This is a genomic window from Methylobacterium sp. CB376 (assembly GCF_029714205.1).
Lineage (GTDB): Bacteria > Pseudomonadota > Alphaproteobacteria > Rhizobiales > Beijerinckiaceae > Methylobacterium.
The window spans coordinates 7,446,895-7,472,514 of record NZ_CP121648.1 but is presented as its reverse complement, the minus strand read 5'-3'; the positions used below and the strand labels follow the sequence as shown (position 1 = coordinate 7,472,514).

The window sequence follows — 25,620 nt, the reverse complement described above, 5'->3', positions numbered from 1 at the left end:
GGTCGAACGAGGCTCTGACGCGATGATCGATCGCAGCGATCCGCAATGGTACCGTGACGCCATCATCTACCAGGTCCACGTCAAATCCTTCTTCGACGCCAACAACGACGGCATCGGCGACTTCGACGGCCTGACCGCCAAGCTCGACTACATCCGCGACCTCGGGGTGACGGCGATCTGGGTGATGCCGTTCTACCCCTCGCCGCTGCGGGACGACGGCTACGACATCGCCGACTACAAGGGCATCAACCCGTCCTACGGCACGATGCGCGATTTCCGGCGCTTCGTCCGCGAGGCGCACGAGCGCGGCCTGCGCGTCATCACCGAGCTCGTCATCAACCACACCTCGGACCAGCACCCCTGGTTCCAGCGCGCCCGCAGCGCCCCCAAGGGCTCCAAGTGGCGCGACTTCTACGTCTGGTCCGACACGGACGAGAAGTACCGCGACACGCGCATCATCTTCCTCGACACCGAGGCCTCGAACTGGACCTGGGACCCGGTCGCCAAGGCCTATTACTGGCACCGCTTCTACTCGCACCAGCCGGATCTGAACTTCGACAATCCGCGCGTGCTGGAGGCGGTGATCGAGGTGATGCGCTACTGGCTCGACATGGGGGTGGACGGCCTGCGCCTCGACGCGATCCCCTACCTGATCGAGCGCGAGGACACGAACTGCGAGAACCTCTCCGAGACGCACGACGTCATCAAGAAGATCCGCGCCGCCCTCGACGCCGGCTACCCGGACCGCATGCTGCTCGCCGAGGCCAACCAGTGGCCCGAGGAGACCGCGCAGTACTTCGGCGACGGGGACGAGTGCCACATGGCGTTCCACTTTCCCCTGATGCCGCGGATGTACATGGCGATCGCGCAGGAGGACCGGCACCCGATCACCGATATCATGCGGCAGACGCCGGAGATCCCGGAGGGCTGCCAATGGGCGATCTTCCTGCGCAACCACGACGAGCTGACGCTCGAGATGGTCACCGACAAGGAGCGGGACTACCTCTGGAGCTTCTACGCCGCCGACCGCCGCGCCCGCATCAACCTCGGCATCCGCCGCCGCCTCGCGCCCCTGCTGGAGAACGATCGGCGCAAGATCGAGTTGATGAAGTTCCTGCTGCTGTCGATGCCCGGGACCCCGGTGCTCTATTACGGCGACGAGATCGGGATGGGCGACAACATCTACCTGGGCGACCGCGACGGGGTGCGCACCCCGATGCAATGGTCGCCCGACCGGAACGGCGGCTTCTCCCGCGCCGACCCGGCGCGCCTGTTCCTGCCCACCATCCAGGACCCGATCTACGGCTTCGACGCCGTCAACGTCGAGGCCCATAGCCGCGCCCAGACCAGCCTGCTCAACTGGACGCGGCGGATGATCGCCATCCGCAACAACCACCGCTCGCTCGGCCGCGGCACGCTGCGCTTCCTCTACCCGGACAACCGCAAGGTGCTGGCCTGGCTGCGTGAGTTCGACGACGAGAAGGTGCTCTGCGTCGCCAACCTTTCGCGGGCGCCGCAGGCGGTGCAGCTCGACCTCTCGGAGCTGCGCACGGCGGTGCCGGTGGAGCTCACGGGCGGCACCTCCTTCCCGCCGATCGGCGACCTGCCCTACCTGCTGACGCTGCCGGCCTACGGCTTCTACTGGTTCAAGCTGGCGCAGGGCCACGCCGAGGCGGCGCCGCGCCAGGAGGCGCCCGAACTCTTCACCCTCGTGCTCACCGGGGGCGTCGAGACCCTGATCCAGGGCCGCGAGCGGCAGGCCTTCGAGCGCACGGTGGCGCCGCGCTTCATCGGCTCGCGGCGCTGGTTCGGGGCCAAGGGCTCGCGCATCCGGCAGGTGCAGGTCGTCGACAGCGCCGTCCTGCCCGCCCGCTCGGGCCGGAGCGGCTACCTGCTGCCGCGCCTGTCCGTGTCGCTCTCGAGCGGCGAGCGCCAGGAATACTTCACGCCGCTCGCGGTGGACGAGGGCCGGGAGGACGAGGCGCTCCTCGACCACGCCGTCGCGCGGGTGCGGCGCGGGCCGCGGATGGGCCTCCTGTACGGGGCGGCCTCCTCGCCGGACTTCGCCCTCGCGGTCGTCGACGGGATGCGGGAGGGCCGCGACCTGCCCTCCGAGGAGGGGCGGCTCGAATTCCGCGCCACCTCGCTCTTCGACCCGGATCTCGACCTCGACCCGGCCGACATCCGCCGGCTCTCGGCCGAGCAGAGCAACACCTCGATCGCCTTCGGCTCGCGGCTGATGCTGAAGCTCCTGCGCCGCCTCCAGACCGGGACCCATCCCGAGGTCGAGGTCGGCCGCTTCCTCACCGAGGTGACGGGGTTCCGCAACACGCCGGCGCTCCTCGGCACGGTCGAGCATGTCGGCCGGGACGGCACCCGCACGGCGCTCGCCCTGCTGCAGGCCTTCGTGCGCAACCAGGGCGACGCGTGGGCGCTGATGCGCGAGTACCTGCGCCGCGACCTCGACGCGATCGTGCTCGTGCCCGAGAGCGAGGCGCAGGCGCCCGAGGAGGTCTTCGGCACCCACCTGCGCTGGGCGAGCCTGCTCGGCCAGCGCACCGCCGAGATGCACCGCGCCTTCGCGATGGAGACCGACGACCCGGCCTTCGCGGCCGAGCCCTTCACGGCGGAGGACCTCGCCGCCCTCGTCGCCGATACCCGCCGCCAGGGCGAGAAGGCGATGCGCGGCGTCGCGGGCATCCCCGCCACGGCCTCCGCGAGCGCCCGCGAGGCGGCCGCGGCGATCCTCGCCGCCCGCGAGGAGATCGAGGCGCTGATCACCCGGCTCGGGCGCCTCGATCCGGTCGGGGCCCACAAGACCCGCATCCACGGCGATTACCATCTCGGCCAGGTGCTCGCCTCCCAGGACGACCTCATCATCGTCGACTTCGAGGGCGAGCCGTCCCGGCCGGTCGAGGAGCGGCGGGCCAAGGCGACGCCGCTGCGCGACGTCGCCGGCGTGCTGCGCTCCTTCGCGTATGGCGGCGAGACGGTGACCCGGGAGATCGTCTCCCGCTTCGCCGAGGCCGAGGACCGCACGGTCGCGGCGGTCGCGGCCTGGCGCGGCCTGATCGAGGGCGCCTTCCTGGAGGCCTACGGGCACACCGTGCGCGGCAGCCGGGCCGCCGTCGCGGACGACGTCACTCACGAGCGCCTGCTGCGCCTCTGCCTGCTGAACAAGGCGCTCTACGAGATCGACTACGAGGCCAACAACCGCCCGGACTGGATCGAGATTCCGGCCCGCGGCGTGCTCTCCCTGCTGGACCAGATGAGAAAGGTGCCCGAATGACGGTTGACGCGACCCGCGCCCGCCCGCCGGCCCCGCCCTCCCGGACGATTCCTGCGGCCGCCTTCGCGGCCGCCCCGGACGCGCCGGGCCAGGCGCCCCGCCCCGCCGTGCCGGCCCGCCACGCCGGGCTCCACCCGGACGCCGTCGAGGCGATCATGGCGGCCGGCCACGGCGATCCGTTCGCGGTCCTGGGTCCGCACGAGGTCTCGCCCGGCCGGTGGGAGGTGCGGGCCGTGCTGCCCGAGGCGCGCGCCGCGGCTCTGATCCTCGGCGAGGCCCGGATCGAGATGGAGCGCCGCCACCCGGCCGGCTTCTTCGTCGGCGCCTTCGCGCATGAGGGCCGCCCGGATTACCGCATCGCGGTCGAGGCCTGGGACAACACCGAGCGGCTGCGGCGCGACCCCTACGAGTTCGGCACCACGCTGAACCAGGCCGAGATCGGGCTCCTGCGCGACGTCGGCAACGACGCGGTGCAGCGGGTGCTCGGCGGGCAGGCGGACACGATCGGCGGCGTGCCGGGCTTCCGCTTCGCGGTCTGGGCGCCCAATGCCCGGCGCGTCAGCGTGGTCGGCGACTTCAACGACTGGGACGGGCGCCGCCACCCGATGCGCCTGTGGCACGACGGCGGCGTCTGGGAACTCTTCATCCCCGACCTGCCCAAGGGCACGAACTACAAGTTCGAGATCCGCGGCCCGGACGGCGCGGTCCTGCCGCTCAAGGCGGACCCGGTCGCCTTCGCGGCCCAGCAGCCGCCCGAGACCGCCTCGCGCCTCAACGGGCGGCCGCAGCCGCGCTGGCGCGACGGGGCCTGGATGGGCAGCCGCGGCAAGGCCGACCACCGCCACAGCCCGATCAGCATCTACGAGGTGCATCTCGGCTCCTGGGCGCGGGTGCCGGAGGAGGGGAACCGCTACCTCACCTACCGGGAACTCGCGGCGCGGCTGATCCCCTACGTCAAGGAGATGGGCTTCACCCATATCGAGCTCCTGCCCATCACCGAGCACCCGTTCGACGGCTCCTGGGGCTACCAGCCGGTCTCGCTCTTCGCGCCGACCAGCCGCTTCGGCTCGCCCGAGGATTTCTGCGAGTTCGTCAACGCCGCCCACGAGGCGGGCCTCGGCATCCTCCTCGACTGGGTGCCGGGCCACTTCCCCCTCGACGCGCACGGGCTCGGGCTCTTCGACGGCACCCACCTGTACGAGCACGCCGATCCCCGCCAGGGCTTCCACCAGGATTGGGGCACCTACATCTACAATTTCGGGCGCACCGAGGTCTCGGCCTTCCTGGCGGCCAATGCCCGCTTCTGGCTGGAGGAGTACCACCTCGACGGGCTTCGCGTGGACGCGGTCGCCTCCATGCTCTACCTCGACTATTCGCGGCGGGCCGGCGAGTGGATCCCCAACCAGTACGGGGGCAACGAGAATCTCGACGCGATCAACTTCCTGCGCCGGACCAACGAGGCGACCTACGCGCACGCCCCCGGCACCATGACGGTGGCGGAGGAATCGACCTCCTGGCCCGGCGTCTCGCACCCGACCTATACCGGCGGGCTCGGCTTCGGCTTCAAGTGGAACATGGGGTGGATGCACGACACCCTGCGCTTCATCTCGAAGGACCCGGTGCACCGCCGCTACCACCACAACGACCTGACCTTCGGGCTGCTCTACGCCTTCTCGGAGAACTTCATCCTGCCGCTGTCCCACGACGAGGTGGTGCACGGCAAGGGCTCGCTCATCGGCAAGATGCCGGGCGACCGCTGGCAGAGATTCGCCAACCTGCGCGCCTATTTCGGCTTCATGTGGGGCCATCCCGGCAAGAAGCTGCTGTTCATGGGCGGCGAGTTCGGCCAGGAGCGGGAGTGGAACCACAACCAGAGCCTGGACTGGCACCTGCTCGACGACGCGTTCCATCGCGGCGTCAAGGACCTCGTGCGCGACCTCAACCACCTCTACGCGGCGGTGCCGGCCCTCCACGCCCGCGACACGGAGGCGGCCGGCTTCGAGTGGCTGGTGGCGGACGATGCCGACAACAGCGTGATCGCCTGGGCCCGCAAGGGCCGCGAGGCGGGGCAGGTCGCGATCGTGGTGTCGAACTTCACCCCGATCCCCCGCCACGGCTACCGCATCGGCGTGCCGGCCCCGGGCTATTACCGGGAGGCGATCAACACCGACGCGGCCGCCTACGGCGGCAGCAACGTCGGCAATTACGGGGGCCTGGAGGCGTCCTGCGACCCCTCGCACGGGCAATCCTGCTCGCTGACCCTGTCGCTGCCGCCGCTGGGGACCGTGATCCTGGTGCGCGAGGGCTGAGACGCTGTCCGGACGTGATCGTCCGGACAGCGTCTGACGAGCCCGCGCGGCGCGTGAGCGGAGCCGACATCCGCATGGCCGAAATGGGAGATGGCGACGCAATCCGTCGGATTTCGGATGATCCCCGCGGGGGCTCTCGCGGGCGCGTCGCCTCTCCCCGGCCGCGGGGCGCCCGCGCGCGCATGAGGGTTGAGTCGGGCGGCCCGGGAGGGCATGGCTCGGGGGTCGTCCCTCCCTGCCGCGAGCCGCGCCCATGATCCCGACCCCCGTGCCCGCCCTCATGCCGCCGATGAATCCCGCGGCGGCCGGCGTCCTGCCGAGCGGGATCGGGGAACTGATCGCCTACGGCGCCGACCGCGAGGGCCTGATCCCGCTCTGGGTGGGAGAGGGCGACCGGCCGACCCCGGCCTTCATCGGCGAGGCCGCCGCCCGGGCGATCCGGGACGGGCACACCTTCTACACGAGGATGCTCGGCATCCCGCCGCTGCGCGAGGCGATCGCCGATGACGTGGCGGCGGTCTACGGCGGCCCGGCGGAGCCCGAGCGGATCTTCGTCACGGTCGGCGGCATGCAGGCGTTCCAGGTGGCGCTCGCGATCGCGGCCGCCCCCGGCGACGAGGTCGTGATCCCGACCCCGACCTGGCCGAACTTCTTCGGCGCCATCGCGGCGCACGGCGCCCGCCGCGTCATGGTGCCGATGCAGTTCGACCCGGCCTCCGGCTGGGCCCTCGACGTGGAGCGCCTCGCCGCCGCGGTCACGCCGGCGACCCGCGCCATCGTGCTCAACTCGCCCGCCAACCCGACCGGCTGGACCGCGAGCCGCGACGACCTGCGCGCCGTCCTGGCCATCGCCCGGCGCCACGGCCTCTGGATCATCGCCGACGAGATCTACGGGCGCTTCAGCTTCGACCCGGCCCACGCGGCCCTCGGGCGCGCGCCCTCGTTCCGCGACGTCTGGGAGCCCGAGGACCGCGACCGCCTGCTCTTCGTCCAGACCTTCTCGAAGAACTGGGCGATGACGGGCTGGCGCATCGGCTGGCTCGAAGGACCGGTGGCGCTCGGGCGGATCGTCGACGGGCTCGTCCTCTACGGGACCTCCGGCGTGGCGACGTTCCTGCAGCACGCGGCCGTGGCGGCGATCCGCGAGGGCGGGGCGCTCGTCGCCGGCCAGATCGCCCAGGCCCGCGAGGGGCGGCGCATCCTGGTCGAGGGACTGGGGCGGCTGCCGGGCGTCGAACTGCCGCCGCCGGCCGGCGCCTTCTACGCCTTCCCGCGGGTTCCCGCCGAGCCCGATGCGCGCCGCCTCGCCATGCGCCTCGTCGACGAGGCCAATGTGGGCGTCGCCCCGGGCACCGCCTTCGGCCCGGGCGGCGAGCGCTTCCTGCGGCTCTGCTTCGCCCGCGGCGCCGCCGACCTGGAGGAGGCGGTGCGGCGGCTCGCCCCGGTGCTCGCCCGCTGATGGGCGGGGCGGTCGCGGTCCGCACCGCGGTGCGGTGCAGCCCCCACGGTCCAGATGCGCGGCCGGCACGCGAGGGACCGCGCCCCGGGAGGAGCGGCCCCTCCCCGACCTGAGCGGGTGCACCTGGGCGGGTGCACCTGGGCGGGTGCACCTGGGCGGGCGCGGGGCTGTGCCGGGCCGCGCGCCGCTCGGTCTTCCCGCCCGCAGGACGGCAGGCTCCTCGCGAGGCCGGCGCCCGGCCGCGGCTCCCGCGTGCCGCTCCGCGCCGCGCCGGCCCCGGTTCCCGCGCCGGGGCGGCCGTCTGATCGAACGCGCATTTGGACTTGCCCGACAATCAGTGCATCCTGGCACCGCACCGGGCAGGCCCGCCAAGAACAAGAAGGCTGTGCGCTCGACCGCGGAGGAAACATGAACGAGATCGTCGACCCCGATTCCTTGATCGGCGCCGAGTCCGAGAGCCGGACCGGGACCTTCTTCGGCGGCTGCCCGCACGACTGCCCCGACACCTGCTCGATGCTGTTCGAGGTGAAGGACGGCGAACTCCTCGGCGTGCGCGGCAACCCCGACCACCCGATGACCCGCGGCGGCCTCTGCGTGAAGCTGAAGGACTACGAGAAGCGCCACTACCACCCGGACCGTCTTCTCTACCCGATGCGCCGGGTCGGCCCGAAGGGCTCGAAGCAGTTCGAGCGCATCACCTGGGACGAGGCGCTGGACACGATCGTCGCCCGGTGGAGGGCGATCATCGACCGTTACGGCCCGCAGGCCATCGCCCCCTACAGCTACCTCGGCAACCAGGGGCTCGTGCACGGGCTCAACGGCGGCGACGCGTTCTTCAACCGCCTGGGCGCCACCGTCACCGAGCGGACCTTCTGCGGTGAGGGCTCCTGCACCGCCTGGCTGCTCACGGTCGGCCCGACCGCGGGCCTCGACCCGGACAGCTACATCCACTCCAAGTACATTGTCATCTGGGCCTGCAACTCGGTCAGCACGAACCTGCACCACTGGGCGATCGTCAAGGACGCCCAGCAGAAGGGTGCCAAGGTCGTCGTGATCGACGCCTACGCCTCGCGCACCGCCAAGGGGGCCGACTGGCACATCGCACCGAAGCCCGGCACCGACGGCGCGCTGGCGATGGCGCTGATCAACGCGATCATCGCGCAGGGCCTCGTCGACCAGGATTACGTCGACAACCACACGATCGGCTTCGAGGATCTCAAGGAGCGCGCGCGCACGCGCACGCCGGAATGGGCCGCGGAGATCACCGGCGTCCCGGCCGAGGACATCCGCAAGCTCGCCTACGAGATGGCGACCGCCCAGCCGGTGGGCATCCGCATCGGCGTGGCGCTGGAGCGCCACTACGGCGGCGGCCAGACCATCCGGGCCGTCGCCTGCATCCCGGCGCTCACCGGCGCGTGGCGCCACGTCGGCGGCGGCATCACGCAGTTCGGCGTCTGGGAGCATCCCTACAAGTTCGACGTCATCTGCCGTCCCGACCTGATCCCGGAGGGCACCCGCGTCGTCAGCAACCTGCAGATCGGTCGGGCGCTCACCGGCGAGTTGAAGCTCGACCCCCCGATCATGTCGATGATGTGCTGGAACTCGAACCCGGTCACCCAGGCGCCCGAGACCGACAAGATCGTCGAGGGATTGATGCGCGAGGACCTGTTCCTGGTCTCGGCCGAGCACTTCATCTCGGACACGGCCTCCTACGCCGACATCCTGCTGCCGGCCGCGATGGGCGCCGAGATGGAGGACATGATCCTCTCCTGGGGTCACCTCTACCTGACCTACAACACCAAGTGCGCGCAAGCGCCCGGCGAGGCCATTCCCAACAACGAGATCTTCCGGAGGCTGGCCGCCCGGCTCGGCTTCGAGGAGGAGAACTTCAAGTGGTCGGACGCGGAGTGCCTGGAGCACTACGTCGACTGGAACTCTCCGGCCTGCGAGGGCATCGACCTGCAATACCTGCGCGAGCACGGCTTCGCCCGGCTGAAGGTCGGCACGCCCGACGACCGGGCGCCGCACCGCGAGGGCAACTTCCCGACGCCGACCGGCAAGTGCATGTTCAAGGTCGAGGGCGCCACGAACTTCGTCGCCCCGCCGTTCCGGCAAATGTACGAGGGGTTCCAGCCCGGCGAGGCGCTCGACCCGCTGCCCGACTATCTCGGCCCGCGCGAGTCCCCCGCGAGCGACCCCGCACTCGCCGCGCGCTACCCGCTCAACATCGTCTCGCCCAAGAGCCACTACTTCCTGAACTCCTGCTACGCGAACATGGAGGACAAGCAGAAGGGGCAGGGGGAGCAGTTCGTGATGATCAGCCCCCGGGATGCCGAGGCGCGCGGCATCGTGGATGGCGACCGCGTGCGGGTCGCCAACGGCCGCGGCGGCTTCAAGGGCGTGGCGCGCGTCACCGACGACGTGAAGTCCGGGATCGTGGTGGCCACGCTCGGCTACTGGCGCCAGCTCAACGAGGGCACGGTGAACAGCATCTCGTCGTCGGCCTTCACCGACATGGGGCATGCGCCCTCGTTCTCCGACAACCTCGTCGAGGTCTCGCGCGTCAATTGAGGCGACGGCGCCCCGCCCCCGGCGGGGTGGGGCGCCCCGCGAACGCGGCGCCGCGCCCCGAGCGGGATGCGGGCAGGGAAACGGGATTGTCGCGCCCCCGCGTCGCAGCCGCCGGTTGCCGCGCGCACCCGGCCGCGCGCCGCCCCGCGGCGACCGGGCTCCCTGGCCCCGACGCCGTGGCGGCCCGACCGATAGCGACCGAGACAAGAGTGATTCGGGCGACGACCGCCCCGAACGTGCGATGGGGCGCCCTCGGGAGAGGGCGCCCCATCCTCGCTCCGGGTCGGCTGCCGCTCAGCTGTGCGCCAGCACCGCCAGCAGCAGCAGCGCGATGATGTTGGTGATCTTGATTGCCGGGTTCACGGCGGGGCCGGCGGTGTCCTTGTAGGGATCGCCGACCGTGTCGCCGGTCACGGCCGCCTTGTGGGCGTCCGAGCCCTTGCCGCCGTGATGGCCGTCCTCGATGTACTTCTTGGCGTTGTCCCAGGCGCCGCCCCCGGACGTCATCGAGACCGCCACGTAGAGGCCGGTCAGGATCACGCCGAGCAGCATCGCGCCCACCGCGGCGAAGGCCTGGGCCTTGCCCGCGATGAGGTTGATCACGAAGAACAGCACCACCGGCGACAGCACCGGGAGCAGGGAGGGCACCACCATCTCGCGGATCGCCGCGCGGGTGAGCATGTCGACGGCCCGGCCGTAATCGGGCCGGTCCGTGCCCGCCATGATGCCGGGCTTCTCGCGGAATTGCCGGCGCACCTCCTCGACCACCGCGCCCGCCGCCCGGCCCACCGCCGTCATGGCGATGCCGCCGAACAGGTAGGGGATCAGGCCGCCGAGCAGCAGGCCCACCACCACGTAGGGGTTGGAGAGCGAGAAATCGACGCTCACGCCCTGGAAGTAGCGGTACTGGGTCGGGCTCGCGTTCTGCACGAAGTAGTTGAGGTCCGACGTGTAGGCCGCGAACAGCACCAGGGCGCCGAGACCGGCCGAGCCGATCGCGTAGCCCTTGGTGACGGCCTTGGTGGTGTTGCCGACCGCGTCGAGGGCGTCGGTCGACTTGCGCACGTCCTTGGGCAGGCCGGCCATCTCGGCGATGCCGCCGGCATTGTCGGTGACCGGCCCGAAGGCGTCGAGCGCCACCACCACGCCGGCGAGCGCCAGCATGGCGGTGACCGCCACCGCGATGCCGAACAGGCCGGCCAGCATGTAGGTGGAGATGATGCCGGCCACGATCACGATGGCGGGCATCGCCGTCGATTCGAGGGAGATCGCGAGCCCCTGGATCACGTTGGTGCCGTGACCGGTCACCGACGAGTAGGCGATCGACTTGACCGGGCGGTAATTGGTGCCGGTGTAGTACTCGGTGATCACCACGATCAGCGCCGTGATCACCAGGCCGATCACCGCGCACAGGAACAGGCTGAGCGAGGTGAAGGTGACGCCCGTGTTGGTGGTGAAGCTGGTGTTGAAGCCGCCGAACAGGACGAAGTTGATGCCCGCGATGGCGGCGACGGAGAGCACGCCGGCGCCGATCAGGCCCTTGTAGAGGGCGCCCATGATCGACTGGTTGGCGCCGAGCGTGACGAAGAAGGTGCCGATGATCGAGGTGACGATGCAGGCCGCGCCGATCGCCATCGGGTAGAGCAGCATCGTCTCGAGCACGTTGCGCCCGCCGACCTCGGTCTGGCCCGAGAAGAAGATCGCGGCGAGCACCATGGTGGCGACCAGCGTCACCGCGTAGGTCTCGAACAGGTCGGCCGCCATGCCGGCGCAGTCGCCGACATTGTCGCCGACATTGTCCGCGATGGTGGCGGGGTTGCGCGGATCGTCCTCCGGGATGCCGGCCTCGACTTTGCCGACGAGGTCGCCGCCCACATCCGCGCCCTTGGTGAAGATGCCGCCGCCGAGGCGGGCGAAGATCGAGATCAGGGAGGCGCCGAAGCCGAGCGCCACCAGCGCGTCGATGACCTCGCGGCTCGCGGGCGACAGCCCGAGCTGGCGCGTGAGGTAGGTGTAGTAGAGGGCGACGCCGAGGAGGGCGAGGCCCGCCACCAGCATGCCGGTGACCGCGCCGGACTTGAAGGCGACGTCGAGGCCGCCGCCGAGCGACTGCGTGGCGGCCTGGGCGGTGCGCACGTTGGCCCGCACCGAGACGTTCATGCCGATGAAGCCCGCCGCGCCCGACAGCACCGCACCGATCAGGAAGCCGATCCCGACCTTGATCCCGAGGAAGTAGGAGAGCAGGGCGAAGAGCGCGACGCCGACCACCGCGATGGTGACGTATTGCCGCCGCAGGTAGGCCTGGGCGCCCTCGGCGATGGCACCCGCGATCTCCTGCATGCGCTGGGTGCCCGCGTCGCGCCGCATGACGTCGTTGATGGTGTAAATGCCGTAGGCAACGGCGCAGAGGCCGCCCAGGATGATGAGCAGGAGTGCGGTCATTCTACCGTCCTTGATGTCGGGCCATGCCCCGCGACGGTTGACGGCCTTGGTGGCGAGCGGCGTCCCGTGCGGGTGTCCCTCCCCAGATGAGCGGCCCGGCCTGATCCCGGCTCGCCGGTCCTGAGTGCCAAACTTCCAGGGCGAGCGCAAACGCTCTTAAGCTTCTCCACCGCCGGAAGGGTGCGGACAGCCCGGCGACCCCGACGAAAGTCGTGCTCAGAAGTGGCTGAACGAGCCGCCGGCGAAGATCCGGTCGCTGCCGTCGCGGTCCCGGAACCGGGGCGGGGCGGGGCCCTCGGTCACGGTGCCGATCGGCGTCAGGGGGATCCCGGCCGCCTCGGCCTCGGCCCGGATCGCCCCGAGGCGGGCGGGCGGCACCGCGCAGAGCAGCTCGTAATCGTCCCCGCCGGTCAGGGCCGCCTCGCGCAGGCCCGGCTCGGCCGCGAGCGCGGCGCGGGCCGCGGGCGAGAGGGGAATCGCGGCGAGGTCGACCTCCGCGCCCGCCCCGGAGGCGCGCAGCATCTTGGCGAGGTCGCCCACCAGCCCGTCCGAGACGTCCATGGCGGCGCCCGCATGGGCGAGGAGGGCGGGCGCGAGCGGCAGGCGCGGGCGCGGATGCAGGTAGCGGTCGGCGAGGTGATCGCGCTCCGCCGCCGAGAGGGCGCCGGCCCAGGCGGGCTCCGCGCGCAGACGCAGCCCGAGCGCCGCGTCCCCGATCGTGCCCGAGACGAGGAGCCGGTCCCCGGGCTTCGCCGCGAAGCGCCGCACCATCCGGCCGGCGGGGACCTCGCCGAGGGCCGTGACGCCGATCAGGGTCGGGCCCGCCGCCCGGACCGTGTCGCCGCCGAGAAGCGGGCAGCCCCAACGCTGCGCCGTCGCGCCGAGCCCGGCGCAGAAGGCGGCGAGCCACGCCTCGGTCCAGGATTCCGCGAGGGCGAGGGTCAGCAGGAAGCCGCGCGGCCGCGCGCCCTTGGCGGCGAGGTCGGACAGGTTCACGCCGAGCGCCTTCACGGCGATCGAGGCGGGAGGATCGTCGGGGAAGTAGTGGACGCCCGCCACCACCGCGTCGGTGGTGAGGACGAGGTCGTGGCCGGGGGAGGGCGCGAGTTCCGCCGCGTCGTCCCGCAGCCCGAGCCCGCCAGGCCCGGCGAGCGGGGCGAAGTAGCGGGCGATCAGCGCGTCCTCGGAGGGGCGGGGGGTCATCGGGACTCGCTCTCCTGCGCGCCGCGTCCGCGCGGGACGGAAGGCCGGGCCCTGGACCGGGGCCGGGACCGGGCGGCGCCTCGCCCGCTCGTCACCCGTCGCGGGCGGCCTTGTCGAGCTCCTCGGCCCGCGCCGCCCGGGCCACCTTGTCGAGCACCGCGTTGACCAGCCCCGGCTCGTCGCCGCCGTAGAAGCTGTGGGCGACGTCCACGTATTCGGAGATCGCCACCCGCACCGGCACGTCCTTGCGGAAGATCACCTCGTAGGCGCCGGCCCGCAGGATCGCGCGCAGGACCGCCTCGATCCGGCGCAGCGGCCAGCCGGCCGAGAGCGCCCCGTCGAGGCGCTGGTCGATGAGCCGCTGCTCCTCCACCGCCCCGCGCAGCACGTCGCGGAAGAAGGCCGTCTCGGCCGGGGGATGCTCGATGCCATCGACCACCTGGCCGATCCAGAAGGCCTCGAACTCCGCCAGCGCGTCGATGACGCCCTTGCCGGAGATCTCCATCTCGTAGAGGGCCTGGACCACGGCGAGGCGGGCGCCGCTGCGCTCGGCGGGTTTCATTCCTGCGTCTCCGCGGTGCGGCGGGGGGTGAAGCCGATGGTCCGGTCGGGGCGCTCGGCGGCCTTCGCGCGCTTGAGCGCGAGCACCGCGAGGGCCGCCTCGGCGGCGCCCCCACCCTTGTTCATCTCCGAGACGCGGGCCCGCGCCTGCGCCTGCGCCTCGGTCTCGACCGTGAGGATGCCGTTGCCGAGCGGCAGGCGCAGCAGGACCGAGAGGTCCATCAGCGCCCGCGCGCTCTCGCCCGCCACGATGTCGTAATGTCCGGTCTCGCCCCGGATGACGCAGCCGAGCGCCACCACGGCGTCGTAGGGCCTGGCCTCGCGCGCGGCGGCCTCGACCAGGATCGCCACCGCCTGGGGGATCTCCAGCGCGCCCGGCACGGTCACGACCTCCGCCTCGGCCTGCGCGGCGGCGATCGCCGCCGTGGCGCCGCGCAGGAGTTCGTCGGCAATGTCCTCGTAGTAGCGGGCCTCGACGACCAGGATGCGCGCATCCTTGAGCGACGGGCGGTCCTTCCCGCTGTCTCGGCGTGGCGTGACCATCTCGCGATCCCGATCGGACGGTTGAGAAACCTAGAGGTGAACCTGCGGCGGTGAACGTGCGGAGGCGACTCGCGGCGAACGCGCGGGGCCGCCACCGTTGCGGCGCGCCCCGACCGGATGCCGGTCCCGACCGGAGGGGCGAGCACTAGACCGAAGCGCCGTTGCGGACAAGCGCGACACGGCGCGCCGCAGCGCTTGCCAGCGCGCCCGCTTCGGTCCAAGGCGCGGGGGAGCCGGGCCGACGAGCCCGGAGGGAGGATGCGCCCCGCCGATGAGCGAACTCGAGACCCGCACGATCCGCCGCGTCAGCCGACGCCTGATCCCGTTCCTGATCGTCTGCTACTTCGTGGCCTACCTGGATCGGGTGAACGTCGGCTTCGCGTCGCTCACGATGAACCGCGACCTCGGCATCTCGGCCACCGCCTACGGGCTCGGGGCGGGCCTGTTCTTCCTCACCTACTTCATCTTCGAGGTGCCCTCGAACCTGTTCCTGGAGCGGTTCGGGGCGCGGCGCTGGATCGCCCGCATCATGCTGAGCTGGGGCCTGATCTCGGGCGGCATGGCCTTCGTGGGCGGCGAGACCAGCTTCTACATCATGCGCCTGCTGCTCGGCGCGGCGGAGGCCGGGTTCTTTCCGGGCATCATCTTCTACCTCACCCTGTGGTTCCCGGCCGCCTACCGGGCCCGGATCGTCAGCGCCTTCATGGTGGCGATCCCGCTGTCGAGCCTGATCGGCGCGCCGGTCTCGGGCGCGCTGCTCGAACTCGACGGGCTCCTCGGCTTCAAGGGCTGGCAGTGGCTCTACATCATCGAGGCGGTGCCGGCGATCGTGCTCTCGGTCGCGACCTTCCTGTACCTCACGGACCGGCCGTCCGAGGCGCGGTGGCTGCCGGCCGACGAGCGCGCCTGGCTCGAGGCGCGCATGCGCGAGGAGGCCGCGCGCGGCCCCACCGCCCACCGGCCGCTCACCCGCGAGATCTTCGATCCCCGCGTGATCGCGATCGCATTCATCTATTTCGGGGCGGTGGCGCTCCTCTACGCCTTCGGCTTCTTCCTGCCGCAGATCGTCAAGGCCTTCGGCCTCTCGAACCTGCAGACCGGCTTCGTCACGCTGATCCCCTACATCGCGGGCACGGTCGGGATGATCTGGTGGGGCCGGCGCTCCGACGCCCGGCGGGAGCGCCACTTCCACCTCGTGGCGGCGCTCGCCTGCGCCTCGCTGGGCACGATCGGCGCCGCCCTGGTGACCGATCCGGTGCTCAAGATGGTGCTGTTCTCGGGCGCCGCCTTCGGCATCTTCGCGGCCCTGCCGGTGGTGTGGACGCTGCCGACCGAGGCGCTCTCCGGGGCGGCGGCGGCCGGCGCCATCGCGGTGGTGAACTCGATCGGCAACCTCTCGGGCTTCGTCGCGCCCTACGTGGTGGGCGCGATCAAGGACCGCACCGGCGACTTCACCGGCGGGCTGCTGGTCATCTCGGCAGCGGGCCTCGTCGGCATCCTGCTCGTGCTCTGGTTGCGCAACGCGCGGGCCCGCCACGCGGTGCCCGCGGCCGAATAGAGGAGCGGCGCCCGCGGCCGGATGACGCCGCAGCGCAGCAAAAAACCGGCGGGCGGCGCCGCGTCACGCTGGCGCGCAGATTAGAAGCGTGGCAGAGAGCGGCCGCGCGGGCGACGCCCGGTCGCATTGCACGCGCCGTGGGCCTGGTGCTTCGGTCCGCCGGACCGAGGGGCCTCCTCGGAGCCAGCCCTAGGAATGTGGTCCATGCGTGGCGCCCCGCGCCCGCGCGGATCCTCGCCCTTCACGATTCTCGGGAGAGCCGGAACTTGGCCACCACCGTCGCCCCCTCTGACGCCGCCCATCCGCACGGGTCGACCCGCCGGGACTTCCTCTTCCTCGCCACCGGGGCGGGCGCCGTGGTCGGTGCGGCCGCCCTGGTCTGGCCCTTCGTCTCCTCGATGGCCCCGGACGCCGAGACCATCGCGGCCGGCGCGCCGATCGAGGTCGACCTCTCGCCGATCAGCGAGGGCCAGATCATCAACGTGTTCTGGCGCGGCAAGCTGATCTTCGTGCGCCGCCTCTCCGCCAAGGAGATCGAGGACATGAAGGCGGTCAAGATGGGCGACCTGATCGACCCGGCGCCCTACTACGCCCGGGTCAAGGAGGGTCACGACCAGTGGCTCGTGAGCTACGGCAACTGCACCCACCTGGGCTGCGTGCCGATCGGCCACCAGGGCAATTTCGAGGGCTGGGCCTGCCCCTGCCACGGCTCGCAGTTCGACGCGGTCGGCCGGGTGCGGCGCGGGCCGGCGCCGATCAACCTGCCGATCCCGCCCTACGCCTTCCAGGGCGACGCCAAGGTGCGGATCGGCGAGGGCGCGGCGGCCTGACGCGGCGGACGCGGCCGACCGGCCGCGCATGTGTTGAGAGTGCCGCATCGTCGGCGGCGGACCCCCGGTCCCGCGGACGATGCCCGGAAACCAAGAAGCGGGCTGTCCCCATGAGCGCACACGCCACGACTTACGTGCCCAAGAGCCGCTTAGCCAAGTGGTTCGAGGCGCGGCTGCCGATCGTCGGCCTCGTCCATTCCTCCTTCGTCGCCTTCCCGGTCCCCCGCAACCTGAACTACTTCTGGACGTTCGGGGCGATCCTGATCGTGATGCTGGCCTCCCAGATCCTCACCGGGGTCTGGCTGGCCATGCACTACCAGCCCTCGGCCAACGAGGCCTTCAATTCCGTCGAGCACATCATGCGCGACGTGAATTTCGGCTGGCTGCTGCGCTACATGCATGCCAACGGCGCCTCGATGTTCTTCATCGCGGTCTACGTGCACATGTTCCGCAACCTCTATTACGGGTCCTATAAGGCCCCGCGCGAGGTGCTCTACATCCTGGGCGTGATCATCTACCTGTTGATGATGGCGACCGCCTTCCTCGGCTACACGCTGCCCTGGGGCCAGATGTCGTTCTGGGGCGCGACCGTGATCACCAACATCCTGGCGGCGATCCCGATCGTCGGCGACACCATTCAGAGCCTGCTCTGGGGTGGCTACTCGGTCGGCAACCCGACCATCAACCGCTTCTTCTCGCTGCACTACCTGCTGCCGTTCATGATCGCCGGCGTCGTCGTCCTGCACGTCTGGGCGCTGCACGTCACGGGCCAGAACAACCCGACCGGCATCCCGATCAAGAGCGGCAAGGACGCGGTCCCGTTCACGCCCTACGCGACGATCAAGGACGTGTTCGCGGTCGTGGTGTTCTTCATGTTCTTCGCCTACTGGATCTTCCTGCAGCCGAACTACCTCGGCCACGCGGACAACTACATCCCGGCGAATCCGGGCGTGACCCCCGCGCATATCGTGCCCGAATGGTACTTCCTGCCGTTCTACGCCATCCTGCGCGCGGTGCCGGACAAGCTCGGCGGCGTGATCCTGATGTTCGGCGCGGTGATCATCCTGGCCTTCGCGCCCTGGCTCGACACCTCGCGGGTCCGCTCCTCGAACTACCGGCCGATCTACCGGCAGTTCTTCTGGGTGTTCATCTTCTGCTGCTTCCTGCTGGGCTGGCTCGGCGCGAAGCCGCCGGAGGGGGGCTACGTGATCGCGGCCCGCATCGCCACGGTCTACTACTTCGCCCACTTCCTGATCGTGATGCCGCTGGTCGGCCTGTTCGAGACGCCCAGGCCCCTCCCGGGCTCGATCCTGGAGAGCGTCACGGGCCCGGGCAAGCAGGTGGGGGCCTCCGGCATGCCGGCCGGCGCCGCCGCCGCCCCGCCGACCAAGGGCTGACGGGCCGATCGCGGGCCGCCCCCGAGGCGGCTTCCGCGGGCCGCCCCCGAGGCGGCCCGCCCCTGAACCACACTGGCCGATGACGACGCCGCAAGGGGCATCGAGGGCAAGGGACATCGAGGGAATGATCAGAACACGCGCTCTCGTGGCAGCCGCGCTCGCCGCGATCCTGTCCGGCACCGCCGCCCTCGCGGAGGAGCACGGCAGCCTTCCCCCGCGCGAGAAGTGGACCTTCTCGGGCGTGTTCGGCACCTTCGACCAGGCGCAGCTGCAGCGCGGCTATCAGGTCTACCGCGAGGTCTGCTCGAACTGCCACAGCATGAACTACGTCCGCTTCCGCAACCTCGCGGAGGAGGGCGGGCCGGACTTCACGGAGGCGCAGGTCAAGGCGCTCGCCGCGGAGTACAAGGTCAAGGACGGCCCGAACGACCAGGGCGAGATGTTCGAGCGGCCCGGCCGCCCCGCCGACAAGCTGCCGGCGCCGTTCCCGAACGAGCAGGCCGCCGCGGTCGCCAATGGCGGCAAGGCGCCGCCCGACCTGTCGCTGATGGCCAAGGCCCGCACCTTCAGCCGCGGCGGGCTGTGGTTCCTGATCGATTGGCTGCCCTTCGTCGGCTACACCGAGCAGGGGCCCGACTACATCCACGCGCTCCTCAACGGCTACGAGGAGACCCCGCCCCACGGCGTGCAGGTGCCGGACGGCGGCCACTACAACAAGTATTACCCGGGCAACATCATCGCGATGCCCAAGCCGCTCAGCGACGGCCAGATCACCTACGCCAAGGGCGCGGACGGCAAGCCGGTGGTGCCCGAGACGGTCGATCAGTACTCGCGCGACGTCACCGCCTACCTGATGTGGACGGCCGAGCCCCACCTGATCGCCCGCAAGCAGCTCGGCCTGCGCGCCATCCTGTTCCTGCTGGTCCTCGCCGGCCTCTTCTACTACGTGAAGAAGAAGGTGTGGGCCGATGTCGGCGGCGAGACGCACGGCCTGCAGCCCGAGCTGCACAAGGCGGGCTGATCCCGGCGGTCGTGTCTCATGACCGTCGGTTCCGTTCTCGAAGGGCCGCCACGCCTTCGGCCTGGCGTCGACCCTTCGAGACGGTCGGCGGCCCGATGCGTCCGCATCCTGGGCCGTTGGGATGAGGCGCGGCACGCTCCTTGAAGAGGCCCCGCGAGGGGCCTCTTCTCGTTTGGGCAGGTTTCGGGAGACGACGATGGCGAAGGCGGTGCTCGGGGTGATCGGCGGGTCCGGGGTCTACGACCTGCCGGGACTGGAGGATCTGCGCGAGGAGCGGATCGCCTCGCCCTGGGGCGACCCCTCGGACGCGCTGCGGATCGGGCGGATCGGCGCGACCCCGGTGGTGTTCCTCGCCCGGCACGGGCGCGGCCACCGGCTGTCGCCCTCCGGCATCAATTACCGGGCGAACGTCGACGTGCTGAAGCGGGCGGGCGTCACCGACCTCGTCTCGCTCTCGGCCTGCGGCTCGTTCAAGCAGGAGCTCTATCCGGGCCTGTTCGTGCTCGTCGACCAGTTCGTGGACCGCACCCACGGCCGGGCCTCGTCCTTCTTCGGCGACGGCTGCGTCGCCCACGTCTCGATGGCCCATCCGGTCGGGCCGGGCCTGCAGGCCCGCATCCTGGAGGCGGCGCGCGCGGAGGAGATCCCGGTGCGCAGCAACGGCACCTACGTCTGCATGGAGGGGCCGCAATTCTCCACCTACGCCGAGTCGATCACCTACAAGAGCCTCGGCTACGACGTGATCGGCATGACCAACATGCCGGAGGCCAAGCTCGCCCGCGAGGCCGAGATCACCTACGCGACCATCGCGATGGTGACGGATTTCGACTGCTGGCATCAGGAGCACGACGCGGTCGAGGTCTCGGCGGTGATCGCCGTCGCGCGGGCGAACGCCGCCAAGGCGGCGCGCCTCGTGAGCCGGCTCGCCCGCGACTTCCCCGCCGAGCACGAGCCCTGCCCGGTGCGCTCGGACCGCGCCCTCGACGGGGCCCTGCTCACCCCGCCCGAGCACCGGGACCCGGCGCTCGTCGCCAAGCTCGACGCCGTGGCGGGCCGCGTGCTCGGGGTCTGATATGGGATCCGCTCTGATCAAGCGGATCCCGGATCCCGAGCCCGCGCGGCGCCTGAGCGCGGCGCCTGAGCGAAGCCGACATCCGCATGGCCGAAATCGGAGATGGCGAAGCCATCAGCCGGATGTCACGTGAGCGGACCGGCCCGAGGCGGCTCCGCTCCGTCCCCCGCCGCTCCGGCGACCGGGGCCGGACTCTCCGCTGGCTTTCCGCCGGGCTGCCCGGTTAAAAGGCAGCCGGCTCTCATTCCGATCACGCGATGACCGACACCTCCTCCCGGACCGGCCGGGTCAGCCGGCGGACCGCCGAGACCGACGTGACCGTCGCCCTCGACCTCGACGGCAGCGGCCGCGCCTCGGTCGCGACCGGCATCGGCTTCCTCGACCACATGCTGGAGCTGTTCGCCCGGCACGCCCTGTTCGACCTCGACGTCGCGGTGACGGGCGACCTGCACGTCGACCAGCACCACACGACGGAGGATGCGGGCATCGCCCTCGGCCAGGCCTTCGCGCAGGCCCTCGGCAGCAAGCGCGGCATCCGGCGCTACGCCGACCTGCACCTGCCGATGGACGAGACGCTGACCCGCGTCGCCGTGGACATCTCGGGCCGGCCCTTCCTGGTGTTCCGCACCCACTTCGCGCGCGAGAAGATTGGCGGCTTCGACACCGAACTGGTGCGCGAGTGGTTCCAGGCCTTCGCGATGAATGCCGGGATCACGCTCCACGTGGAGACGCTCTACGGCGAGAATCAGCACCATATCGCCGAGAGCTGCTACAAGGGGCTGGCACGCGCCCTGCGTCAGGCGGTGTCCGTCGACCCTCGGGAAGGGGACCGGGTCCCGTCGACGAAGGGCTCGCTCTGACGGGCGCCCGCTTGCGGCGCCGGGAGCCCGAGAGAGCAGGCCTGGAGAGCACGATGTCCACCTACACGCTGCACCTGCCCGACGAGGTCGATCCCGGGGCGCCGGACGCGCTCGACCGCGCCAAGCTGGTGCCCGACCGCTTCATCTGGTCGGCCTTCGCCTTCACGGCCCTGTGGTTCTTCTGGCACCGGCTCTGGCTCGCGGGGCTGCTGGTGCTGGTGGCCGAGGTGGCGGTGTGGGGCGCGGGCCTCGCCCTCAACCTGTCCCCGCCGGCGGGCTTCCTGGTCACGCTGCTCCTCTCGGTGCTGATCGGCTACGAGGCGCCCTCCCTGCGCCGCTGGACCTACGAGCGGCGCGGCAGCCCGGCCCGGGACGCGGTGACGGCGGCGGATTCGACCGAGGCGGAGGTGAAGCTGGTCGGCCGCTGGCTCACCCGCCACGCCGCCCCGGCGGCGGCGGTGCCCCCGCGGGTGCCGCCCTTCGCCAAGACCGGGAGCCCGGCGCTCGGCCTCTTCCCCGAGGCGGATGCGCGGCGGTGACGCCCCTGCGAGGAGAGACCCGCGTGAGCACCGGCACGGTCGCCATCATCGATTACGGCTCGGGCAACCTGCACTCCGCCGCCAAGGCCTTCGAGCGGGCGGCGCGGGAGGCGGGCCTCGACGATGCGCGCATCACCGTGACCTCCGACCCGGAGGTGGTGGCCGGGGCCGAGCGGGTGGTGCTGCCGGGCGTCGGCGCCTTCGCGGATTGCCGCCGCGGCCTCGACGCGGTGCCGGGCCTCGTCGCGGCCATGACGGAGGCGGCGCAGGAGCGCGGGCGGCCCTTCCTGGGGATCTGCGTCGGCATGCAGCTCCTCGCCTCGCGGGGCCTCGAATACGAGACCACCGAGGGCCTGGGCTGGGTGCCCGGCGACGTGGCGCCGATCCGCCCGGCCGATCCGAGCCTCAAGGTGCCGCACATGGGCTGGAACACCCTGCGGGCCCACCGGGCGACGCCGCTCCTCGACGGCATCCCGACCGGGGAGGGCGGGCTCCACGCCTATTTCGTGCACAGCTACGCGCTGACTCCCCGCGAGCCCGGCGACGTCGTCGCGACCAGCGACTACGGCGGGCCGGTGACGGCGATCGTCTCGCGCGGGAACGTGGCGGGCACGCAGTTCCACCCCGAGAAGAGCCAGCGGCTCGGCCTCGCGCTGATCGCCAATTTCCTGCGCTGGCGGCCCTGAGGACCGCCCCTTCCCCCTTTCAGCCCCGCGGTGACGCACGTGATCCTGTTTCCGGCCATCGATCTCAAGGAGGGGCGCTGCGTCCGCCTCGTGCAGGGCGACATGGCCCAGGCGATCGTGTTCAGCGACGATCCGGCCGCGCAGGCAGCGACCTTCGCGGCCCAGGGCTTCTCCTGGCTGCACGTGGTCGATCTCGACGGGGCCTTCGCGGGCGCGCCGATGAACGCCGCGGCGGTGGACGCCATCCTGGCGGCGGTCGCGATCCCGGTCCAGCTCGGCGGCGGCATCCGGGAGATGCGCACGGTCGAGGGCTGGCTCGGCAAGGGCGTGAGCCGCGTCATCATCGGCACCGCGGCGGTGCGCGACCCGGCCTTCGTGCGCGAGGCGGCGCGCCGCTTCCCGGGGAAGATCGCGGTCGGCATCGACGCGAAGGACGGCAAGGTCGCAGTCGAGGGCTGGGCCAAGACCTCGACGGTCACCGCCGACGAGCTCGGCCGCCGCTTCGAGGATGCGGGCGTCGCCGCCATCATCTACACGGACATCGCGCGCGACGGGGTGCTCAAGGGGCTCAACATCCCGATGACGCTGGCGCTCGCGCAGGCCGTGAGCATCCCGGTCATCGCCTCGGGCGGGCTCGCCTCGATCGCCGACATCCACCGGCTGCTGGAGCCCGATTGCGCCCTGCTCGCCGGCGCGATCACCGGGCGGGCCCTCTACGACGGCCGCATCGACCCGCGCGAGGCGCTCGCCGCCATCCGGCGGGCCGAGCAGGCGCGCGGGGCCGGGGCGTGATAGCCTTGAACGGGGGGCCGCCGGGCCCCTCCTCACGCGGGATCGCGGGACGCCGCCTCCCCTGGATCGAGTGACGAGAGCGTGCTCAAGACCCGCGTCATCCCCTGCCTCGACGTCAAGGACGGCCGCGTCGTCAAGGGCGTCCAGTTCCTCGCGCTGCGCGACGCCGGCGACCCGGTCGAGGCCGCCAAGGCCTACGACGCGGCGGGCGCCGACGAGCTCTGCTTCCTCGACATCACGGCGAGCCACGAGGCGCGCGGCATCCTCCTCGACGTCGTGCAGCGCACGGCGGAGGCCTGCTTCATGCCGCTCACGGTCGGGGGCGGGGTGCGCAGCGTGGAGGACATCCGCGCGCTGCTGCTCGCGGGCGCCGACAAGGTCTCGATCAACACCGCGGCGGTGAACAACCCCGACTTCGTGGCGGAGGCGGCGGAGAAGTTCGGCAACCAGTGCATCGTGGTGGCGATCGACGCCAAGCGCGTCTCCGGCCCCGGCGAGGCGCCGCGCTGGGAGATCTTCACGCATGGCGGGCGGCGCGCCACCGGCCTCGACGCGATCACCTTCGCCCGCACCGTGACGGCGCGGGGCGCGGGGGAGCTCCTCGTCACCTCGATGGACCGGGACGGGATGCGCTCCGGCTACGATCTCGGCCTGACCCGGGCCATCGCCGACGCGGTGAGCGTGCCGGTGATCGCCTCGGGGGGCGTCGGCGGGCTCGACGACCTCGTGGCCGGGGTGGCGGAGGGCCATGCCAGCGCGGTGCTGGCGGCCTCGATCTTCCATTTCGGCGAGGCGACGGTGGCGCAGGCCAAGGCCCACATGGCGGCGGCGGGGCTGGCGATGCGGCTCGACCCTTAAGGCGGAGATGCGCGGGGCAATGCCGCCGAGGGTCTCGGTCCGGCATCGTCCCCGGCGCCGGGCCGGCGAGGATCGCGGCGCACGAGGCCGGGGCGGGAGCGCGGTGAGGGGGATTTCGAGCGGCCGCGCTTGACCAGCGATCAGCCAGGACACAAGGCTCAATCGCCTGGCCGGTTCCGGCCGGGCCCCGACGCGACGGACCCGATGACCGCCTTCAGCCTCGCCGACCTCGACAGGATCGTCCGCAGCCGCGCCGCGGCCTCTCCGGACCAGTCCTACACGGCCAAGCTCGTCGCGGCCGGGCCGGCGAAACCGGCCAAAAAGCTCGGCGAGGAGGCAGTCGAGGCCGCGATCGCGGCCGTGCAGGGGGACCGCGCCGGACTCGTGTCGGAAGCCGCCGACGTGCTCTATCATCTGCTGGTGGTGCTCGTCGGGAGCGGCGTCGCGCTGGAGGACGTGATGGCGGAGCTGGAGCGGCGCACGGCCCAGGGCGGGCTCGCCGAGAAGGCGTCGCGGGGGCGGCCGTGAACGAGCGGGCGGCGGCCCCGAGCGCCCCGCAGGCGCAGCTCGCCGCGCGCCTCGACGAGGCCACCGACCACCTCTCGCCCTACCGGGTCTTCTCGCGGGACGAGTGGGCGCGGCTGCGCGCCGACACGCCGCTGACCCTCACGGCCGAGGAGGTGCTGCGGCTGCAATCCCTCAACGATCCCATCTCCCTCGAGGAGGTGATCGCCATCTACCTGCCGCTCTCGCGGCTGCTCTCCCTCTACGTCGCGGCGACGCAGGGGCTGTTCAAGGCGACGCAGCGCTTCCTCCTCGCCGAGCGCGAGGTGAAGGTGCCCTACATCATCGGCGTCGCCGGCTCGGTGGCGGTCGGCAAGTCGACCACGGCCCGGGTGCTGAAGGCGCTGCTGGCGCGCTGGCCGAACACCCCGAAGGTCGACCTCGTCACCACGGACGGGTTCCTGCTCCCGAACGCGGAACTCGCCCGGCTCGGCCTGATGGAGCGCAAGGGGTTCCCGGAGAGCTACGACACGCCGACGCTGCTGCGCTTCCTCGCCGACATCAAGGCCGGCAAGCGCCACGTGGCGGCGCCGCTCTACTCCCACCTCGTCTACGACGTGGTGCCGGGCGAGAGCACGGTGGTGGACCGGCCGGACATCCTGATCGTCGAGGGGCTCAACGTGCTGCAGCCGGCGCGGCTGCCGCGCGACGGCACCGCGATCCCCTTCGTGTCGGACTATTTCGACTTCTCGGTCTACCTGGACGCGCACGAGGACGACCTGCACCGCTGGTACGTCAACCGCTTCCTGCGCCTGCGCCACACCGCCTTCCGCGACCCGCTCTCCTACTTCCGCAAATACGCCGAGGTGAGCGAGGAGGAGGCGATCGCCATCGCGGACGGGCTGTGGTCGCGCATCAATCTGCCGAACCTGCGCGACAACATCGTGCCGACCCGCCAGCGGGCGAGCCTGATCCTCGCCAAGGGCGCGAGCCACCGCATCGAGAGCGTGGCCCTGCGGCGGCTCTGAGCATCCTTCGCCGAAGGGACCCGCTCGGCGGCAGGAACCACGCGGGAGCAGGGATCCGGGCAGCATCGCGCGACGCAGGTCCGCTCGAGGCGGCAGGC

The 25,620-nt window shown here is 71.6% G+C and carries 20 protein-coding genes; 16 read left to right on the top strand and 4 right to left on the bottom strand.

From position 1 onward, the window contains the following. The first annotated feature begins 22 nt into the window (after positions 1–22). The 4 genes from treS (at position 23) to QA634_RS34360 (ending at position 9,628) form a co-directional block, all read left to right on the top strand. On the top strand, positions 23–3,289 hold the full coding sequence (gene treS / locus QA634_RS34375; RefSeq protein ID WP_012336426.1) for a maltose alpha-D-glucosyltransferase: 3,267 nt from the start codon (positions 23–25) through the stop codon (positions 3,287–3,289). Then, positions 3,286–5,598, top strand: coding sequence for a 1,4-alpha-glucan branching protein GlgB (gene glgB / locus QA634_RS34370; RefSeq protein ID WP_012336425.1), 2,313 nt, complete (start codon positions 3,286–3,288; stop codon positions 5,596–5,598). The genes treS and glgB overlap by 4 nt, the downstream gene beginning before the upstream one ends. Positions 5,599–5,851: 253 nt before the next feature. Further along, positions 5,852–7,057 carry a pyridoxal phosphate-dependent aminotransferase gene (locus QA634_RS34365; protein ID WP_012336424.1) on the top strand — a complete coding sequence of 402 codons (1,206 nt, stop codon included), beginning with the start codon at positions 5,852–5,854 and terminating at the stop codon, positions 7,055–7,057. 408 nt (positions 7,058–7,465) lie between these two features. Further along, positions 7,466–9,628, top strand: coding sequence for a molybdopterin-containing oxidoreductase family protein (locus tag QA634_RS34360; protein ID WP_012336423.1), 2,163 nt, complete (start codon positions 7,466–7,468; stop codon positions 9,626–9,628). Between the two features lie 294 nt (positions 9,629–9,922). Here QA634_RS34360 and QA634_RS34355 read toward each other — a convergent pair whose 3' ends face one another. From QA634_RS34355 to ribH, 4 genes are all read right to left on the bottom strand, one after another. Further along, on the bottom strand, positions 9,923–12,070 hold the full coding sequence (locus QA634_RS34355; RefSeq protein ID WP_012336422.1) for a sodium-translocating pyrophosphatase: 2,148 nt from the start codon (positions 12,068–12,070) through the stop codon (positions 9,923–9,925). Between the two features lie 216 nt (positions 12,071–12,286). Continuing rightward, positions 12,287–13,273 (bottom strand): thiamine-phosphate kinase, encoded by a 987-nt coding sequence (gene thiL / locus QA634_RS34350; RefSeq protein ID WP_012336421.1) that lies wholly within the window; start codon positions 13,271–13,273, stop codon positions 12,287–12,289. 91 nt (positions 13,274–13,364) lie between these two features. After that, positions 13,365–13,835 carry a transcription antitermination factor NusB gene (gene nusB / locus QA634_RS34345; RefSeq protein WP_012336420.1) on the bottom strand — a complete coding sequence of 157 codons (471 nt, stop codon included), beginning with the start codon at positions 13,833–13,835 and terminating at the stop codon, positions 13,365–13,367. Continuing rightward, complete coding sequence (gene ribH / locus QA634_RS34340; protein ID WP_012336419.1) at positions 13,832–14,377, bottom strand: 6,7-dimethyl-8-ribityllumazine synthase; 546 nt, start codon at positions 14,375–14,377, stop codon at positions 13,832–13,834. Before ribH ends, nusB begins: the two co-directional genes overlap by 4 nt. 271 nt (positions 14,378–14,648) lie before the next feature. Between ribH and QA634_RS34335 the strand changes: the two genes are divergently transcribed. From QA634_RS34335 to coaA, 12 genes are all read left to right on the top strand, one after another. After that, positions 14,649–15,935: an MFS transporter gene (locus QA634_RS34335; protein ID WP_012336418.1), complete on the top strand. Its 1,287-nt coding sequence runs from the start codon at positions 14,649–14,651 to the stop codon at positions 15,933–15,935. Between the two features lie 266 nt (positions 15,936–16,201). Further along, entirely contained in the window at positions 16,202–16,765 is a 564-nt protein-coding gene (petA, locus tag QA634_RS34330; RefSeq protein WP_012336417.1) for a ubiquinol-cytochrome c reductase iron-sulfur subunit, read from the top strand. 110 nt (positions 16,766–16,875) lie between these two features. Beyond that, the gene (locus QA634_RS34325) at positions 16,876–18,162 is read left to right on the top strand and encodes a cytochrome b (RefSeq protein ID WP_043701913.1); all 1,287 of its coding nucleotides are present in this window, start codon (positions 16,876–16,878) and stop codon (positions 18,160–18,162) included. A gap of 124 nt (positions 18,163–18,286) precedes the next feature. Next, positions 18,287–19,183, top strand: a complete 897-nt coding sequence (locus QA634_RS34320) for a cytochrome c1 (RefSeq protein WP_012336415.1) — start codon at positions 18,287–18,289, stop codon at positions 19,181–19,183. Between the two features lie 196 nt (positions 19,184–19,379). After that, a complete protein-coding gene (locus tag QA634_RS34315; RefSeq protein ID WP_012336414.1) occupies positions 19,380–20,255 on the top strand; it encodes an S-methyl-5'-thioadenosine phosphorylase in 876 nt (291 codons plus the stop codon). 257 nt (positions 20,256–20,512) lie between these two features. Continuing rightward, a complete protein-coding gene (hisB, locus tag QA634_RS34310; RefSeq protein WP_012336413.1) occupies positions 20,513–21,115 on the top strand; it encodes an imidazoleglycerol-phosphate dehydratase HisB in 603 nt (200 codons plus the stop codon). Between the two features lie 53 nt (positions 21,116–21,168). Further along, the gene (locus tag QA634_RS34305; protein ID WP_012336412.1) at positions 21,169–21,654 is read left to right on the top strand and encodes a DUF2628 domain-containing protein; all 486 of its coding nucleotides are present in this window, start codon (positions 21,169–21,171) and stop codon (positions 21,652–21,654) included. Positions 21,655–21,677: 23 nt separating this feature from the next. After that, a complete protein-coding gene (gene hisH, locus QA634_RS34300; protein ID WP_012336411.1) occupies positions 21,678–22,340 on the top strand; it encodes an imidazole glycerol phosphate synthase subunit HisH in 663 nt (220 codons plus the stop codon). 30 nt (positions 22,341–22,370) lie between these two features. After that, positions 22,371–23,132, top strand: a complete 762-nt coding sequence (hisA, locus tag QA634_RS34295; RefSeq protein WP_012336410.1) for a 1-(5-phosphoribosyl)-5-[(5-phosphoribosylamino)methylideneamino]imidazole-4-carboxamide isomerase — start codon at positions 22,371–22,373, stop codon at positions 23,130–23,132. An 81-nt stretch (positions 23,133–23,213) separates the two neighbouring features. Beyond that, on the top strand, positions 23,214–23,990 hold the full coding sequence (gene hisF / locus QA634_RS34290; protein ID WP_012336409.1) for an imidazole glycerol phosphate synthase subunit HisF: 777 nt from the start codon (positions 23,214–23,216) through the stop codon (positions 23,988–23,990). A gap of 204 nt (positions 23,991–24,194) precedes the next feature. Beyond that, positions 24,195–24,518, top strand: coding sequence for a phosphoribosyl-ATP diphosphatase (locus QA634_RS34285; protein WP_012336408.1), 324 nt, complete (start codon positions 24,195–24,197; stop codon positions 24,516–24,518). Beyond that, complete coding sequence (coaA, locus tag QA634_RS34280) at positions 24,515–25,522, top strand: type I pantothenate kinase (protein ID WP_012336407.1); 1,008 nt, start codon at positions 24,515–24,517, stop codon at positions 25,520–25,522. The genes QA634_RS34285 and coaA overlap by 4 nt, the downstream gene beginning before the upstream one ends. Positions 25,523–25,620 lie beyond the last annotated feature (98 nt).